At 70.1% G+C, this 15,117-nt stretch carries 14 protein-coding genes; 4 read left to right on the forward strand and 10 right to left on the reverse strand.

Features of this window, described 5'->3' with window-relative positions:
- Positions 1-33: 33 nt before the first annotated feature.
- On the forward strand, positions 34-789 hold the full coding sequence (locus tag M2157_RS18770; RefSeq protein WP_059204742.1) for an alpha/beta hydrolase: 756 nt from the start codon (positions 34-36) through the stop codon (positions 787-789).
- Position 790: 1 nt separating this feature from the next.
- Here M2157_RS18770 and M2157_RS18775 read toward each other — a convergent pair whose 3' ends face one another.
- The gene (locus M2157_RS18775; RefSeq protein WP_280862919.1) at positions 791-1,741 is read right to left on the reverse strand and encodes a LysR family transcriptional regulator; all 951 of its coding nucleotides are present in this window, start codon (positions 1,739-1,741) and stop codon (positions 791-793) included.
- 63 nt (positions 1,742-1,804) lie between these two features.
- Between M2157_RS18775 and M2157_RS18780 the strand changes: the two genes are divergently transcribed.
- A complete protein-coding gene (locus M2157_RS18780) occupies positions 1,805-3,082 on the forward strand; it encodes an MFS transporter (protein ID WP_280862920.1) in 1,278 nt (425 codons plus the stop codon).
- 518 nt (positions 3,083-3,600) lie between these two features.
- A complete protein-coding gene (locus M2157_RS18785; protein ID WP_280865767.1) occupies positions 3,601-4,617 on the forward strand; it encodes a sigma-70 family RNA polymerase sigma factor in 1,017 nt (338 codons plus the stop codon).
- Here the strand turns inward: M2157_RS18785 and M2157_RS18790 are convergent.
- A complete protein-coding gene (locus M2157_RS18790; RefSeq protein WP_280868236.1) occupies positions 4,501-4,887 on the reverse strand; it encodes an STAS domain-containing protein in 387 nt (128 codons plus the stop codon). The two genes, M2157_RS18785 and M2157_RS18790, sit on opposite strands and share 117 nt — an antisense overlap.
- A gap of 133 nt (positions 4,888-5,020) precedes the next feature.
- Here M2157_RS18790 and M2157_RS18795 point away from each other — a divergent pair, with 133 nt between their 5' ends.
- Positions 5,021-5,944 carry an AEC family transporter gene (locus tag M2157_RS18795; RefSeq protein ID WP_280865768.1) on the forward strand — a complete coding sequence of 308 codons (924 nt, stop codon included), beginning with the start codon at positions 5,021-5,023 and terminating at the stop codon, positions 5,942-5,944.
- 1 nt (position 5,945) lies between these two features.
- Here M2157_RS18795 and M2157_RS18800 read toward each other — a convergent pair whose 3' ends face one another.
- The 8 genes from M2157_RS18800 to M2157_RS18835 form a co-directional block, all read right to left on the reverse strand.
- Positions 5,946-6,530: a Uma2 family endonuclease gene (locus M2157_RS18800; RefSeq protein ID WP_280865769.1), complete on the reverse strand. Its 585-nt coding sequence runs from the start codon at positions 6,528-6,530 to the stop codon at positions 5,946-5,948.
- A 95-nt stretch (positions 6,531-6,625) separates the two neighbouring features.
- On the reverse strand, positions 6,626-7,903 hold the full coding sequence (locus M2157_RS18805; RefSeq protein WP_280868237.1) for a thymidine phosphorylase: 1,278 nt from the start codon (positions 7,901-7,903) through the stop codon (positions 6,626-6,628).
- Between the two features lie 27 nt (positions 7,904-7,930).
- Positions 7,931-8,332 carry a cytidine deaminase gene (locus M2157_RS18810; RefSeq protein WP_280865770.1) on the reverse strand — a complete coding sequence of 134 codons (402 nt, stop codon included), beginning with the start codon at positions 8,330-8,332 and terminating at the stop codon, positions 7,931-7,933.
- Complete coding sequence (locus M2157_RS18815; RefSeq protein ID WP_280862923.1) at positions 8,329-9,612, reverse strand: ABC transporter permease; 1,284 nt, start codon at positions 9,610-9,612, stop codon at positions 8,329-8,331. Before M2157_RS18815 ends, M2157_RS18810 begins: the two co-directional genes overlap by 4 nt.
- Positions 9,612-10,739 carry an ABC transporter permease gene (locus M2157_RS18820; RefSeq protein WP_280862924.1) on the reverse strand — a complete coding sequence of 376 codons (1,128 nt, stop codon included), beginning with the start codon at positions 10,737-10,739 and terminating at the stop codon, positions 9,612-9,614. The genes M2157_RS18815 and M2157_RS18820 overlap by 1 nt, the downstream gene beginning before the upstream one ends.
- Positions 10,736-12,283 carry an ABC transporter ATP-binding protein gene (locus tag M2157_RS18825; RefSeq protein WP_280868238.1) on the reverse strand — a complete coding sequence of 516 codons (1,548 nt, stop codon included), beginning with the start codon at positions 12,281-12,283 and terminating at the stop codon, positions 10,736-10,738. Before M2157_RS18825 ends, M2157_RS18820 begins: the two co-directional genes overlap by 4 nt.
- 200 nt (positions 12,284-12,483) lie before the next feature.
- Positions 12,484-13,542: a BMP family ABC transporter substrate-binding protein gene (locus M2157_RS18830; RefSeq protein ID WP_280862925.1), complete on the reverse strand. Its 1,059-nt coding sequence runs from the start codon at positions 13,540-13,542 to the stop codon at positions 12,484-12,486.
- 288 nt (positions 13,543-13,830) lie between these two features.
- A complete protein-coding gene (locus tag M2157_RS18835; RefSeq protein ID WP_280863817.1) occupies positions 13,831-15,051 on the reverse strand; it encodes a M20 family metallopeptidase in 1,221 nt (406 codons plus the stop codon).
- Positions 15,052-15,117 lie beyond the last annotated feature (66 nt).

A 15,117-nucleotide genomic window follows, 5' to 3' on the forward strand; every position in this document is an offset into this window, starting at 1 on the left:
GTCGTACACCCGTGCTTCTGACACTGTTCTGTCATGGCACAGCAAGCGACGCCGGTTCGCAGCGCCCGACTGGGCAGGACACTCGGCCCGGAGCCGGCGGCGGTGAGCGGGGTGGTGCTGCTCCTCCCGGGCGGCGACGAAACCTCTCTGCGAAGGCCCGCCTCGATGCGACTCCCCTCCGCCGTACGGGCGTTGGGACGACGGCTCGCCCGGTCGGGACACGCGGACGGGCTGGCGGCACACCTGGTGCACTACCGCTATCGCGGCTGGAACGGCAGCGAGGCGCATCTCGCGCACGACGCGACCTGGGCCGCCGACGAGATCGTACGGCGATACGGCGACGTCCCCGTGTCCCTGGTCGGCGTCGACATGGGCGCGCGGGCGGCACTGCGCGCGGGCGGGCACGAGGCCGTCAACTCCGTGGTGGCGGTCGCCCCTTGGCTGCCCGAGGAGGACGTGGCGGCCACCCCCGAACCGGTGAAGCAGCTCGTGGGGCGGCGGGTGCTGATCGTGCACGGCACGAACGACGAGCAGACGGACCCGGAGTTGTCGTTCCGGCTCGCGTCCCGGGCGAAGAAGGCGAACCGGGAGGTGTGCCGGTTCGAGGTGCACTCCGACGGACACGGGCTGCATCAGTACCGGGCCGAAGTGCAGGCGCTGACCGAGGACTTCGTCATGGGAGCGCTGTTCGGGCGGGCGCTGTCCCGGCCTGTGCAGGACGCGCTGGCCGCGCCTCCGCCGCTGGGGCTGCGGATGCCGCTCGCCTCCGGGTTCGGGCGCAGACGGTAGGTCAGGGCAGCAGGTTCCCCCTTCTCGACAGCAGGAACTTCTTGAAGGCGGCCACCGGGGGTGTGTCCGGGTGGCCGTCCAGCCAGGCCACGCCGATCTCGCGGGCCGCCCGGGGGGCCGTGACCGTCAGTTCCGCGACTCCTGGGCGGGGGAAGGCCGGCGGGGGCAGGAGGGCGACACCCAGTCCTGCCGCCACCAGCCCCCGCAGCGTCTCCGCCTCCTCCCCCTCGAAGGCGATCCTCGGCTTGAAGCCGGCCTCCTGGCAGAGGTCGTCCGTGATCCGGCGCAGGCCGTAGCCGGGCTCCAGGGTGACGAAGGACTCCTCGGCGGCCTCGGCGAGGCGTACGCGCCTGCGGGCCGCGAGGGGGTGATCGGCGGGGACCACCAGCCGTAGCTTCTGTTCGTCGAGGCGGCGGGCCACGAGGTCGGGTGCGTCCGGGACCGGGGAGGTCAGGCACAGGTCCAGCTCCCCTGCGCGCAGGCGTTCGATCATCGCCTCGCCGTAGTTCTGGACCAGGCTGAAGCGGACGCGGGGATGGTCGGCGCGGAAGGCGCGGATGAGGCCGGGGACCGTTTCCGAGCCCATGGTGTGCAGGAAGCCGAAGGCGACCTTGCCGGTGGCCGGGTCGGCGTCCGCGCGGACCTCGTCCGCGGCGCGCTGGATCTCGGCGAGGGCGCGTTCGGCGGAGGCGAGGAAGGTGCGGCCCGCGGGGGTGAGGGAGACCGTGCGGCCGATGCGGGCGAACAGGTCGACGCCGAGGTCCTGTTCCAGGCGGACCATCGCGCGCGAGAGCGTCGACTGGGGTACGTCCATCTCCTGCGCGGCGCGGGTGACGTGCTCGGTGCGGGCCACTCCGGCGAAGTAGGCGAGCCGCGGGGCCAGCAACATCACCATGTCTTCTGTGTCACTGGATGGTGACAGGCGCGCCTGTGACCTCTGCTGATGCTCCATGGGAACGATTATGGCGAATCCATGCATTGGACGGATGAGCGGAGTCGTACGTAACTTCGAAGCATGCCTGCCAGTACCGAGGCGCCCACCCGCGTGGGCGCCGCATCTCCCGCCTCTGCCGCCTCCGCCGCCGTCGATTCCCGTCTGACGCCGGGTGGTCCCGGCTACCGCCGGATGAGCTTCGCCCTCTTCCTCGCCGGTGTCGCGACCTTCGCGCTGCTGTACTCCACGCAGGCCCTTCTCCCGCTGATCTCGGGCGAGTTCGGGGTGGCGGCGAGCGAGGCGAGCTGGACGGTGGCGGCGGCGACCGGTGGTCTGGCGCTGTTCGTGCTGCCGATGAGCGCCCTGTCGGAGCGTTTCGGACGCCGTACGGTCATGACGGCGTCGCTGGCGGTCGCGGTGACGGTCGGTCTCCTGGTCCCCTTCGCGCCCTCGCTGACCGCGCTGGTCGTGCTGCGGGCCGTGCAGGGGGCGGCCCTGGCGGGGCTGCCGGCCTCCGCGACGGCGTATCTCGCCGAGGAGGTCAGGCCGAAGGCGCTGGTCACGGCGATCGGACTGTTCGTCGCCGGCAACAGCGTCGGCGGAATGAGCGGGCGGGTCATCACCGGCTGGGTCGCGCAGGAGTGGGGCTGGCGGGTGGCCGTGGGGGTCATCGGCGCGATCGCGGTGGCCTGCGCGGTGGCGTTCCGTCTGCTGCTGCCGGCGCCGAGGCACTTCGTGGCGGGCTCGCTGCGGCCGCGGGTGCTGCTCGGCACGGTCCGCGGACACCTGGGCGACCCGCTGCTGCGCCGCCTCTACGCCATCGGCGCGCTGTTCATGACGGTCTTCGGCGGCGTGTACACGGTCATCGGCTACCGGCTGACCGAGGCGCCCTTCTCGCTCCCCCAGGGCATCGTCGGCTCGATCTTCCTGGTCTACCTGGTGGGCACGGTGTCCGCGTCGACGGCGGGCCGGCTGGTCGGCCGCCTGGGCCGCCGGGGCGCGCTGTACGCGGCGGGCGGTACGACGGCGACGGGCCTGCTGCTCTCCCTGGCCGGCTCTCTGTGGCTGGTCCTGCTGGGCCTGGTCCTGATCACCGGCGGCTTCTTCGCCGGACACGCGGTGGCGTCCTCGGCGGTCAGCAAGACGGCCACCCACGGCCGCGCCCAGGCCTCGGCCCTCTACCAGTCCGCCTACTACATCGGCTCCAGCGCGGGCAGCACGGTCGGCGCGCTCGCCTTCCACGCGGGCGGCTGGACCGGGACGGTCGGGGTCGGACTGCTGGCGGTGCTCGGCGTGGTGTCGATCACCGTCCTCGGAACACGTGCGGCCCGGGCCCAGCAGCGGCTCGCTACGGCTTGAGCCGCACGTTTTGCTTCCCCCTGGCCGGGGTCGGCCGGTCAGGGGGATTCTTCATGTCCGACAGCCACAATTACGGGATGGCAGTTAGTAGTTGCTCGACTCCATCTGGTGACGCTAGATTGATCGCCCCACGCGGGAGTCACCCGAAGGCACAGATCCGGCTATGCCGGTGGACCCGGTTGCACGGTGACGCCTGACCGCGCAGGTGCGGGGCGCCGTCAATCGCCCCTGCTGCTCACCGGAGCAGCTGGACGCAAGCGTGGCGTCACATCCAGTGGCGAGCGCTGTGCAAGCCGCACGGCAACAAACGTCGGCAGTTGACACCCCTGCGGTAGACAGGGGCCCGAGACGCTCGGTCGGCAGCGAGCCGACTGCCGCTGAGCGCTTTACGGGACCGGCAAACACCGCCTCTGAGCTGCCCCTTTCCCACCCCGGACGCCATTGTCAGTGGCGTGCGGTAGCTTCCAAGTAGTGGGCGCAAAGGCGCGGCACAGCACGGCCACAGGGGTGGGTGGACGATGACGGACAGTACGGCGACGACGACAGACCTCGACCTCAGGCTCGAGAAACACCGCACCGAGCTGACGGGGTACTGCTACCGCATGCTCGGCTCCTCCTTCGAGGCCGAGGACGCGGTGCAGGACACGATGGTGCGGGCCTGGCGGAGCTACGACAAGTTCGAGGGCCGTTCCAGCCTCCGCTCATGGCTGTACCGCATCGCGACGAACGTCTGCCTGGACATGCTGACCGCGGGCAACAAGCGCGCCCGCCCCATGGACCTCTCCGAGTCGACCCCCCTCGCCCAGGCCGCCCTCTCCCCCCGCCCCGACCACACCTGGCTGGAGCCGATGCCGGACAACCGCATCCTGCCGACGGTCGAGGACCCGGCGGAGGCGGCGGTCGCCAAGGAGACCGTGCGGCTCGCCTTCATGGCCGCCCTGCAGCAACTGCCGCCCAAGCAGCGCGCGGTGCTGATCCTGCGCGAGGTGCTGGCGTGGAAGGCGAGCGAGGTCGCCGAACTGCTCGACACCTCCGTCGCCTCGGTCAACAGCGCCCTCCAGCGAGCCCGCGCCACCCTCGCCGAGCGGGAAGAGCATGGCGCCGACGCGGCCGTGTCCGACCCGCTGGACGAGGAGCAGCAGAAACTCCTGGACCGCTATGTGAAGGCGTTCGAGGGGTACGACATGACGGCTCTGACGGCCCTCCTCCACGAGGACGCCATCATGACGATGCCGCCGTTCGACCTCTGGCTGACGGGCCACGACGACATCACGGGCTTCATGACGACCCTGGGCTCGGCCTGCGAGGGCTCACGTCTGGTGCCGGTGCAGGTCAACGGCCTGCCGGGGTTCGCCCAGTACAAGCCGGACCCGGAGAAGGGCGGTCACACCCCCTGGGCGGTACAGGTGCTGGAGATCTCAGACGGCCGGCTCACCGGGTTCCACTTCTTCCTCGACACCCAGCGCTGGTTCCCCTTGTTCGGACTGCCCCTCCACCTCGAAGCGGAGGCCGACGAGGTCAAGGAGGGCGTGTAGCCCGGGGTCGGGGTCGCGCAGCCTGATCCGGCCCCCGGCGCGCCGGGCCGCGAGCTGGAGCCGGGCGAGCAGATCGACCGTGCCGAGCCCCGGCGGCCCGAGCCCGGCGACATCGCACACCACCACCCCGGCACGGGTCGTCCGCAGCAGCGCCCGGACCTCGTCGCTCAGCCCCGTCACCTCGTCCCGGGTGACGGGGCCGACCAGCACGAGTACAGCGGGTGTCATGGCGTCCACGATCGGTAGACCGGACGGGTGGGCGTAACTCATCGGCCGACGCCCTGTCCGCGCGTGCAGGATCACGTTGACCTGCGGGCCGCCTTCCCACCAGGGTTGCCTGTATGCGCCACCCATCAGCACCTCCCTGGATACGCCACGCCCTCCTCACGCTTGAGGAGTCCCCGTGCAGGGAGTGCTGACCGGCTTCGCGGTGATCGCGGTGGTCATCGGGGTCGGTTATCTCATCGGTCTGCGCGGCTACCTCGGCGACCATGGCCGGGAGGTCCTGACGAAGCTGGCCTTCCATGTGGCGTCCCCGGCCCTGCTGTTCACGACGCTGGCGCGGGCCGACCTGTCGGTGATCTTCTCCAGCCGCCTGCTGGTGACCGCGCTCAGCACGGCAGCGGCGGCGGGCATCTTCGTGGCGGTGGGTGCCGTCCGCGGCTGGGGGCTGGGCCGTACGACGATCGGCGCGCTGTGCTCGTCGTACGTCAACTCCGGCAATCTCGGCATCCCGATCGCTGTGTACGTCCTCGGGGACGCGTCGCTCGTGGCGCCGGTGCTGCTGTTCCAGCTGGTGGGGGTGACCCCGGTCGCGCTGACGGTTCTGGACCTGGCGTCGGGCGAGGGGGAGAAGGGCCCGCTGCGGCGGCGACTGCTGACCCCGCTCCGTAATCCGATCGCGGTGGGCTCGCTGGCCGGCGTGGCGGTCTCGGCGGCCGGTCTGAAGGTCCCGGCCCCGGTCATGGACCCCTTGACCCTGATCGGCGGCATGTCGGTCCCGGCCGTCCTCCTCGCCTTCGGGATCTCCCTGTGCGGCAGCACGATGCCCGGCCGGGGCCCGGACCGACAGCTCGTCCTGCTCTCGGTCGCGCTGAAGTCGGTGGGCCAGCCCGCGGCGGCCTGGGCACTGGCGGCCGGGGTCTTCGGCCTGCACGGGGCCCAACTCCTCGACGTGGTCGTGACCTCGGCCCTGCCGGCCGCGCAGAACCTCTACGCCTACGCCTCCACCTACGGCGTGGGCGAGCGGTTGGCCCGGGACTCGATCCTGGTGTCGACGGTGCTGTCGGTGCCGGTGTTGGTGGGGGTGGCGGCGCTCCTCGGCTGACTCACGTCTCGGGGAATTCGCCGGTGTCGATGACGAGATCGAAGGGCGCCGGGATGGTGAGGAGTTCGCCGAACTTGGCGACGGCCAGGGGGCGGTAGACATCCCCCTGAGGCTCTCCGTAGAGCGTCGCCGTGGGGCCTTCGGGCGCCCAGCGGTCGACAAGGAGGCAGAGCGGGATGCCCGCGGAGGCGTAGGCGGCCGGCTTGCTCACACGGTCGTGGCGGGCGTTCTTCCTGGAGGTGACCTCCACGACGAGTTCGGCGACGGCGGCCGGCAAGTAGGTCTCCGCGTCGGTGCACTCCTCGATCGGGGCGACCAGGATGTCCGGGATGAACATCCCCAACCGCGACGGAACAGCGATGGCCTGGGTCTGGAACACCCCCCAGTCATCGGGGATCACGGAGTAAAGGCGGCGCTGAATACGTTCCGCGATCACGTTGTGACGCGGCGCGGGAGCAAATGACACGGTGATGATCCCCTCGATGATCTCCACCTTGCTGCCCTCGGGCCATTCCATCTCGTCCCAGAGCTGGACGAGGTCGTCCCAGCTCTGGCCGGGATCGTGGCCCACGGTGAGTGCGCTCATGGCGGTCTCCTATCGGTGCGTCACCGATCCCAGCATGCCGAACGGGACCGGTGGCGGTCCACCGATCCCGTTCACCCGGAAGAGGAAACCCCAGGTCAGGCGATACGTTCCAGCACCACCGGCGACGTCGTGAAGACCGTCCCGGCCGCCCCGATGTCGTAGGAACCCTCGATCGACTGGAGGGCGTACTCGAAGCGCTCCGGGGTGTCGGTGTGCAGGGTCAGCAGGGGCTGGCCCTCCGTCACCGTGTCGCCCGGCTTGGCGTGCAGTTGCACGCCCGCGCCCGCCTGGACCGGGTCCTCCTTGCGGGCACGCCCCGCGCCGAGGCGCCAGGCGGCGACGCCGATGCCGTAGGCGTCCAGACGGGTCAGCACACCCGAGGCTCCCGCCTTGATCACGTGCTGCTCGCGGGCCACCGGCAGTTCCGCGTCCGGGTCGCCGCCCTGCGCCGCGATCATCCGGCGCCAGACGTCCATCGCCGAGCCGTCGGCCAGGGCCTTCGCGGGGTCGGCGTCGCGGACGCCCGCCGCGTCGAGCATCTCGCGGGCCAGCGCGAGGGTCAGTTCCACCACGTCCGAGGGTCCGCCGCCCGCGAGGACCTCGACCGACTCGCGGACCTCGAGCGCGTTGCCCGCCGTGAGGCCGAGGGGCGTGCTCATGTCCGTCAGGAGCGCGACCGTCTTCACGCCGTGGTCCGTGCCCAGGCCCACCATCGTGGACGCCAGCTCGCGCGCGTCCTCGATGGTCTTCATGAAGGCGCCGGTGCCGACCTTCACGTCCAGGACCAGTGAGCCCGTGCCCTCCGCGATCTTCTTCGACATGATCGAGGAGGCGATCAGGGGGATGGCCTCGACCGTTCCCGTGACGTCACGCAGGGCGTACAGCTTCTTGTCGGCCGGAGCCAGACCGTCGCCCGCCGCGCAGATCACCGCGCCGGTCGTGTCGAGGACGTTGAGCATCTCCTCGTTCGACAGCAGCGCGCGCCAGCCCGGGATCGACTCCAGCTTGTCCAGCGTGCCGCCGGTGTGGCCGAGGCCGCGGCCCGAGAGCTGGGGGACGGCCGCGCCGCAGGCCGCCACCAGGGGCGCCAGCGGGAGTGTGATCTTGTCGCCGACGCCGCCCGTGGAGTGCTTGTCGGCCGTCGGGCGGGACAGGGACGAGAAGTCCATGCGCTCGCCGGAGGCGATCATCGCGGCGGTCCAGCGGGCGATCTCGCGACGGTTCATGCCGTTGAGGAGGATCGCCATCGCGAGCGCGGACATCTGCTCGTCGGCGACCTCCCCGCGGGTGTACGCGTCGATGACCCAGTCGATCTGCTCGTCGCTGAGTTCACCGCGGTCCCGCTTGGTGCGGATGACGGAGATGGCGTCCATGGCCATGCAGGGCTTTCCTTCCGGGAATTACTTGGTGAGATGCCCCGGCCCGAAGGCCTGCGGCAGCATCTCCGACAGCGGCAGGATCCCCGCCGGGGTCTCCATGAGCAGGTCGGGGCCGCCGAACTCGTACAGCAGCTGCCGGCAGCGGCCGCAGGGGACGAGGATCTCGCCCCTGCCGTCGACGCAGGTGAAGTGCGTGAGGCGGCCGCCGCCCGTGTTCTGCAGCTCCGAGACCAGACCGCACTCGGCGCACAGGCCGAGGCCGTAGGAGGCGTTCTCGACGTTGCAGCCGGTGATCGTACGGCCGTCGTCGACCAGGGCGGCCACGCCGACCGGGTAGCCGGAGTACGGGGCGTACGCCCGGGACATGGCGTCCCGGGCCCGCTCGCGCAGCGACTCCCAGTCGACGTCGGACCGCGGGGTCACTTGCCCTGGCCCTTCCGGTAACGCATGCCGTCCGCCTTGGGCATCCGCAGGCGCTGCGCGGACAGCGACAGCACCAGCAGGGTGACGACGTACGGGGTGGCGCCCACGAAGTCGCTCGGGACCTCGTCGGTGACCAGGTACCAGACCAGGACGCCCGCGGCCACCATGAGGCTGATGCCGCCCTGCCAGTGGGCCTTCTTGTACAGCTTCCAGCCGGCCATCGCCAGGAGCAGCACGAACAGCAGGAGCAGCAGCGCGTGGACGGTCTCGCCGCCGCTGCGCAGCTGGAGCGCGTCGGAGTAGCCGAACAGGCCCGCGCCCATGGCGAGTCCGCCGGGCCGCCAGTTGCCGAAGATCATGGCCGCCAGACCGATGTAGCCGCGTCCGCCGGTCTGGCCCTCCAGGTAGGTGTGCGAGGTGACCAGGGCCAGGAAGGCGCCGCCGAGGCCGGCGAGGCCGCCGGAGACGGCCACGGCCATGTACTTGTACTTGTAGACGTTGACGCCGAGGGACTCGGCGGCCATCGGGTTCTCACCGCAGGAGCGCAGCCGCAGGCCGAACGGGGTGCGCCACAGCAGCCACCAGCTGCCGACGAACAGCACGACCGCCAGGACCGTCACGATGGACAGGTCGGTGAACAGACCGCCGAGGATGCCCGCGATGTCGGAGATCAGGAACCAGTGGTGGTTCTCGATGGAGTGCAGTCCGCTCGAGATGCCCGGGACGTCGAAGCTGGGCAGCGAGTCCACGGGCGGGGACTGCTTGGGGTTGCCGCCCGCTTCCTCCGCCTTGCCGTCCACGAAGAAGAGCTTGGCGAGGTACTGGGTGGTGCCGAGCGCGAGGAGGTTGATCGCGACACCGGAGACGATGTGGTCGACGCCGAAGGTGACGGTCGCGACCGCGTGCAGCAGGCCGCCCAGGACGCCGAAGCCCACGCCGCACAGGAGGCCGAGCCAGGGGCTGGACTGCCAGCCGATCCAGCCGGCGCCGAAGGTGCCGAGGATCATCATGCCCTCGAGGCCGATGTTGACCACGCCGGACCGCTCGGACCACAGACCGGCCAGACCGGCGAGGCCGATCGGCACGGCCAGGCTGAGCGCCGCGGAGACCTGGCCCTCGGAGGTGAGCTGGTCGGAGCCGGAGATGACGCGGACCGCCGCGACGAGCAGCAGCGCACCGGCCACGATCATGAGGATCTGGCCGAGCGAACGGCCCGACCGGGTGGCGGTGTCCGCCTTGGGTGCCGCGGGGGGCGGCGTGTCGGTCATCGTGGCAGTCATCACGCCACCTCCTGCTTCTGGGTCGTGGCTGCGGCCTGGGCGGCGAGCTCGGCGCCGACCCGCTGCTGCTGGCGCTTGAGTCCGTAACGGCGTACGACTTCGTAGGCGATGACGACGCACAGGACGATGACGCCCTGGATGACGCCGAGGATCTCCTTGTCGTAGCCCTCGAACTCCAGGTGGTTGGTCGTGCGCTCCAGGAAGCCCCACAGCAGCGCGCCCAGCGCGATGCCGACCGGGTTGTTGCGGCCGAGCAGGGCGATGGCGATGCCGGTGAAGCCGATGCCGGTCGGGAAGTCGTTGCTGAACTGGTGGCTGTCGTTGAGGAGGGTCGGCATGCCGATCAGGCCGGCCACCGCGCCCGAGATGAGCATGCTGGTGGCGATCATCCTCTTCACCGAGACACCGCTCGCGGCTGCGGCGCTCTCGGACTGGCCGACGGTGCGCAGGTCGAAGCCGAAGCGGGTGCGGCCGAGGACGAACCAGTACGCGATGCCGACGAGCGCGGCGATGACGATGAAGCCCCACAGCACGCCCGCGGCGCCGGTGTCGATCTGGAAGAAGTACGAGGACGACGGCAGCGGCTTGGTGGAGACGACCGTGCCGCCGGCCTGGAGTTCGGCGAGCTTTCCGGGCTGGAGCAGATAGGCGATGATCGCGGTGGCGATCGCGTTGAGCATGATCGTCGAGATGACCTCGCTGACGCCGCGGGTCACCTTCAGAACGCCCGCGATGCCCGCCCACACGGCACCGGTGCCCATGGCGCACAGGATGATCAGCGGGATGGAGATCCAGCCGGGCGTGGTCAGCGCGCCACCGAGGACGGCGGCGAAGAACGCGGCGATGCGGTACTGGCCGTCGACGCCGATGTTGAACAGGTTCATGCGGAAGCCGATGGCCACCGCGACACCCGCGAGGTAGTACGTCGTCGCCTTGTTGAGGATGTAGACCTGGCTGTCGCTGGCGGAGCCGTAGGTCAGCATGTCGCTGAAGGCGGCGCCCGGGTTCTTGCCGGTGGCGAGGATCACCAGGGTGGTCACGACGAGTGCGGCGACGACCGCCAGCAGCGGCGCCGCGATGCCGAGGAGCAGCCGCTCCTTGTCGATGCGTTGGGTCAGCTTGTTCATCGGGCGTCGTCCTCGTCGTCCGCTGCGGAGTCCTCTGCGTGCTCCAGGTGCCCGGTGGCAGCACCGGTCATCGCGGAGCCCAGCTCCTCGGGGGTGATGGTGGCGGGGTCGGCGTCGGCGACCAGTCGGCCCCGGTACATCACCCGCAGGGTGTCGGACAGGCCGATGAGCTCGTCCAGGTCGGCCGAGATCAGCAGCACGGCCAGGCCCTCGCGGCGGGCCTGGCGGATGTGGTCCCAGATCGCGGCCTGCGCGCCGACGTCCACACCGCGGGTGGGGTGGGCGGCGATGAGCAGCGTGGGCGCGTGGCTCATCTCGCGGCCGACGATCAGCTTCTGCTGGTTGCCGCCGGACAGGGAGGCGGCGGTGACGTCGATGCCCGGGGTGCGGACGTCGTACGCCTTGATGATGCGCTCGGTGTCGGTGCGGGCCGCCTTGATGTCGAGCAGCTGGCCGCGGGAGTTGGGCTTCTCGGTGACGTGGCCGAGGATGCGGTTCTCCCACAGCGGGGCCTCGAGGAGCAGACCGTGGCGGTGGCGGTCCTCGGGGATGTAGCCGACGCCGGCCTCGCGGCGGCGGCGGGTGGGGGCGTGGGAGATGTCGGTGCCGTCGAGGACGACCGTGCCGGAGTCGGGGTTGCGGATGCCCATGATGGCCTCGACCAGTTCGGACTGGCCGTTGCCCTCCACACCGGCGATACCGAGGACCTCGCCCTTGTGGATGGTGAACGAGATGTCGTCGAGGATGATGCGCTCGATGCCGTCGAGGTCGGTCTGGGCCAGGCGCAGACCGTCCAGCTTCAGCAGCGGGACGTCGGTGACCGTGGACTCCTCGGTCTCCGGGGTGGGCAGTTCGCTGCCGACCATCAGCTCGGCGAGCTGCTTGGGGGTGGTGCCGGCGGGCTTGACCGTGCCGACGGTGGTGCCGCGCCGGATGACCGTGATCTCGTCGGCGACGGAGAGGACTTCGCCGAGCTTGTGCGAGATGAAGATGACGGTGAGGCCTTCGGCCTTGAGCTCGCGCAGGTTGTCGAAGAGGGCGTCGACCTCCTGCGGCACGAGGACGGCGGTGGGCTCGTCGAGGATCAGCGTCTTGGCGCCGCGGTAGAGGACCTTGAGGATCTCCACGCGCTGGCGGTCGGCGACGCCGAGCTCCTCCAGCAGGACGTCGGGGCGTACGTTCAGGCTGTACGCGTTGGAGATCTCCCTGATCTTCGCGCGGGCCTTGGCGCCGATGCCGTACAGCTTCTCCGCGCCCAGGACGACGTTCTCCAGGACCGTGAGGTTGTCGGCGAGCATGAAGTGCTGGTGCACCATGCCGATGCCGCGGCCGATGGCGTCGGCGGGGGTGTGGAAGGTGACCGTCTCGCCGTTCACCGTGATGGTGCCCTCGTCCGGCTGCTGCATGCCGTAGAGGATCTTCATCAGGGTGGACTTGCCGGCACCGTTCTCACCGCACAGGGCGTGCACGGTGCCCGTGCGGACGGTGATGTCGATGTCCTTGTTGGCGACGACGCCGGGGAATCGCTTGGTGATGCCGCGCAGTTCGACGGCAGCGGGAGGGCTGGACGCGTTGATGGCGCACTCTCCTCGGGGAAAAGGGGCTGCGTAGGGGAGGGCAGGCGTCGGTGACGCTAGCGCGGCAACTCCGTGCTACACGCGTAGAGTTGACACATTGTTATGGCTCGACGAGGGGGTTGTCGAGGCCCCCTCGTCGAGCCCGGGTTCCGGCGGGAACCGTCAGGTCAGCTGGTCTTGACCTTGACGGTGCCGTCGACGATCTTCTTCTTCGCGGCGTCCAGCTGCGGCTGGATGTCGTCGATGAAGCCACCGCTGGTGGCCAGGCCGACACCGCCCTTGGCGAGGGAGTAGATCTGGTTGCCGGTCAGCGGCTTGCCGTCGTGCACGGACTTGACGAAGTCGTAGACGCCGACGTCGACGTTCTTGACCATCGAGGTCAGGATCGAGTTCTTGTACTTGCTCAGACCCGGGATGTTGTACTGGTCCGAGTCCACGCCGATGGCCCACGCGCCCTTGACGCCGGAGACGGCCTCGATGGCGCCGTTGCCGGAGGAGCCGGCCGCGGTGTAGATCACGTCGGCGCCGCCGTCGAGCTGGCCGGACGCGGCCTCCTTGCCCTTGTCGGGGCTGGCGAAGCCGGACAGGTCGGAGCCGTGGGTCAGGTACTGGACGTCGACCTTGACGCCGGGCTTGGTGTCCTTGACGCCCTGGACGTAGCCCGCCGCGAACTTCTTGATCAGCGGGGTGTCCACACCGCCGATGAAGCCGACGTGGGACTTCTTGGTCTTCAGCGCGGCGGCGACACCGGCGAGGTAGGAGCCCTGCTCCTCGGTGAAGGTGATGCTGTCGACGTTCTTGGCGGTCGCGACCGAGTCGATGAGGCCGAAGTTGACCTTCGGGTACTTCGCGGCGACCTTGTCCACCGAGGTGGCGTAGGAGAAGCCGACGGCGACGATCGGGTTGTAACCGGCGTCCGCCAGGTCGGTCAGGCGCTGCTCACGGTCGGCCTCGGTGTCGGAGCTCTTGGCGGTGAGCTCCTTGATGGAACCGTTGAACTCCTTCTCGGCCTTGTCGGCACCGCGCGCGGCGGAGTCGTTGAAGGAACGGTCACCGCGGCCGCCGACGTCGTAGGCGAGACCGATCTTGATACCGCCCTTGCCGCTGCCCGCGGAGGCGGACGAGGAGCTGTCGTCCTCGGAGGAGGTGCTGCCACAGGCTGTGGCAGTCAGTGCGAGAGCTGCGGTGGCGATACACGCAGCGGAAAGCTTGGCTACCCGGCGCACGGGAGGCTCCTTCACCTGACCTGAGCGCCTTGTCGGCGCTTCATGTGAGCACCATGCCAGTGCCCGGGCCTGTACGCCCCTGCGGCGTTGGCTTCGCGGCATCGTAACGCGCGTAGATGTCGGAAACAGACCTCTTCCGAAGCCGTTATCGATTCGAGGCAAACAGCGTCTGAACTGAGGCTCTGCCGCCCTCGCACACCGGGATTTCGATGTGCGCACAATTGGCTTACGAGCATGTTGCGCCGGTCGGCGGAACGGCCCCCGTGGGGGCCGTCCGTCACGCTCGGATCACTGTGCGGCATCCAGCAGGGCCGCCGCCGTGAACATCTCCACACCGACGGTGATGGCGGACTCGTCGGCGTCGAAGTCGCCCTGGTGGAGGTCGCGCACGGTCCGCTCCCCCGGCGTGCGCACCCCGAGACGCGCCATGGCACCCGGCACATGCTGCAGATACCAGGAGAAGTCCTCGCCGCCCAGGCTCTGCTCGGTGTCCTCGATCGAGTCGGCTCCGCGCCGGACGGTCATGGCGTCCCGGAGCAGCTCGGTGACGCCCGCGTCGTTGACGACGGGCGGAACCCCACGCACGTAGTTGATCTCGGACTTGGCCCGGTGCAGATTGGCGACCTCGTCGATCGCGGCGACCACGATGTCCGGGGCCTGCCGCCAGGTGTCGAGGTCCAGGCAGCGCACGGTCCCGGAGAGCTCGGCGTGCTGCGGGATCACATTAGGTGCGTGCCCCGACTCGATCCGCCCCCAGGTCACGGCGAGCCCGGCCCGCGTGTCCACCCGTCGCCCGACGATAGCGGGCACGTCGGTGACGACGCGGGCGGCGGCGGTGACGAGGTCGGTGGTGAGGTGCGGCCGGGCGGTGTGCCCACCGGGCCCGTCGAGGGAGATCTCCAGCCGGTCGCAGGCGGAGGTGATGGCACCGGTCCTGAGCCCGATCTTCCCGGCGTCGACCCGCGGGTCGCAGTGCACGGCGAGCATCTTCCCGACGCCCTCCAGCACCCCGCAGTCGATGGCGTCGGCGGCACCGCCGGGCAGCACTTCCTCGGCGGGCTGGAAGAGCAGCCGCACGGGCCGCGGCAGCAGCCCACGCCTGTGCAGGTCGGCGAGGACGAGCCCGGCCCCGAGCACCACGGCCGTGTGGACGTCGTGTCCGCACGCATGCGCCCGATCGGGCACGGTCGACCGGTACGAGCACTCGCTCTTCGTGTCCGGGATGGGCAGGCCGTCGATGTCGGCGCGCAGGGCGAGCATGGGCCGCTCGCCGTCCCACTCCCCGATGTCACACACGAGCCCGGTGCCGACGGCGAGCACGCGCGGCTTCAGGCCGGCCCTCTCCAGTCGTTCCTTGATCGCCGCGGTGGTTCGGAACTCCTGGTTGCCGAGCTCCGGGTGCATGTGCAAGTCGCGTCGGAACACTACGAGTTCGGCGTGCAGTTCCTCGCTCAGCACGCCGGGAAGCACGGCTTCCCCGGGAAGATCGACCTCGGACTCCAGTGACATCAGTTGCTTCACCCTCTAAAGGGTAGGACGCCGGGGCGACCAACCGACCCGCGATCAACAAAACTT

The organism is Streptomyces sp. SAI-127 (genome assembly GCF_029894425.1).
GTDB lineage: Bacteria > Actinomycetota > Actinomycetes > Streptomycetales > Streptomycetaceae > Streptomyces.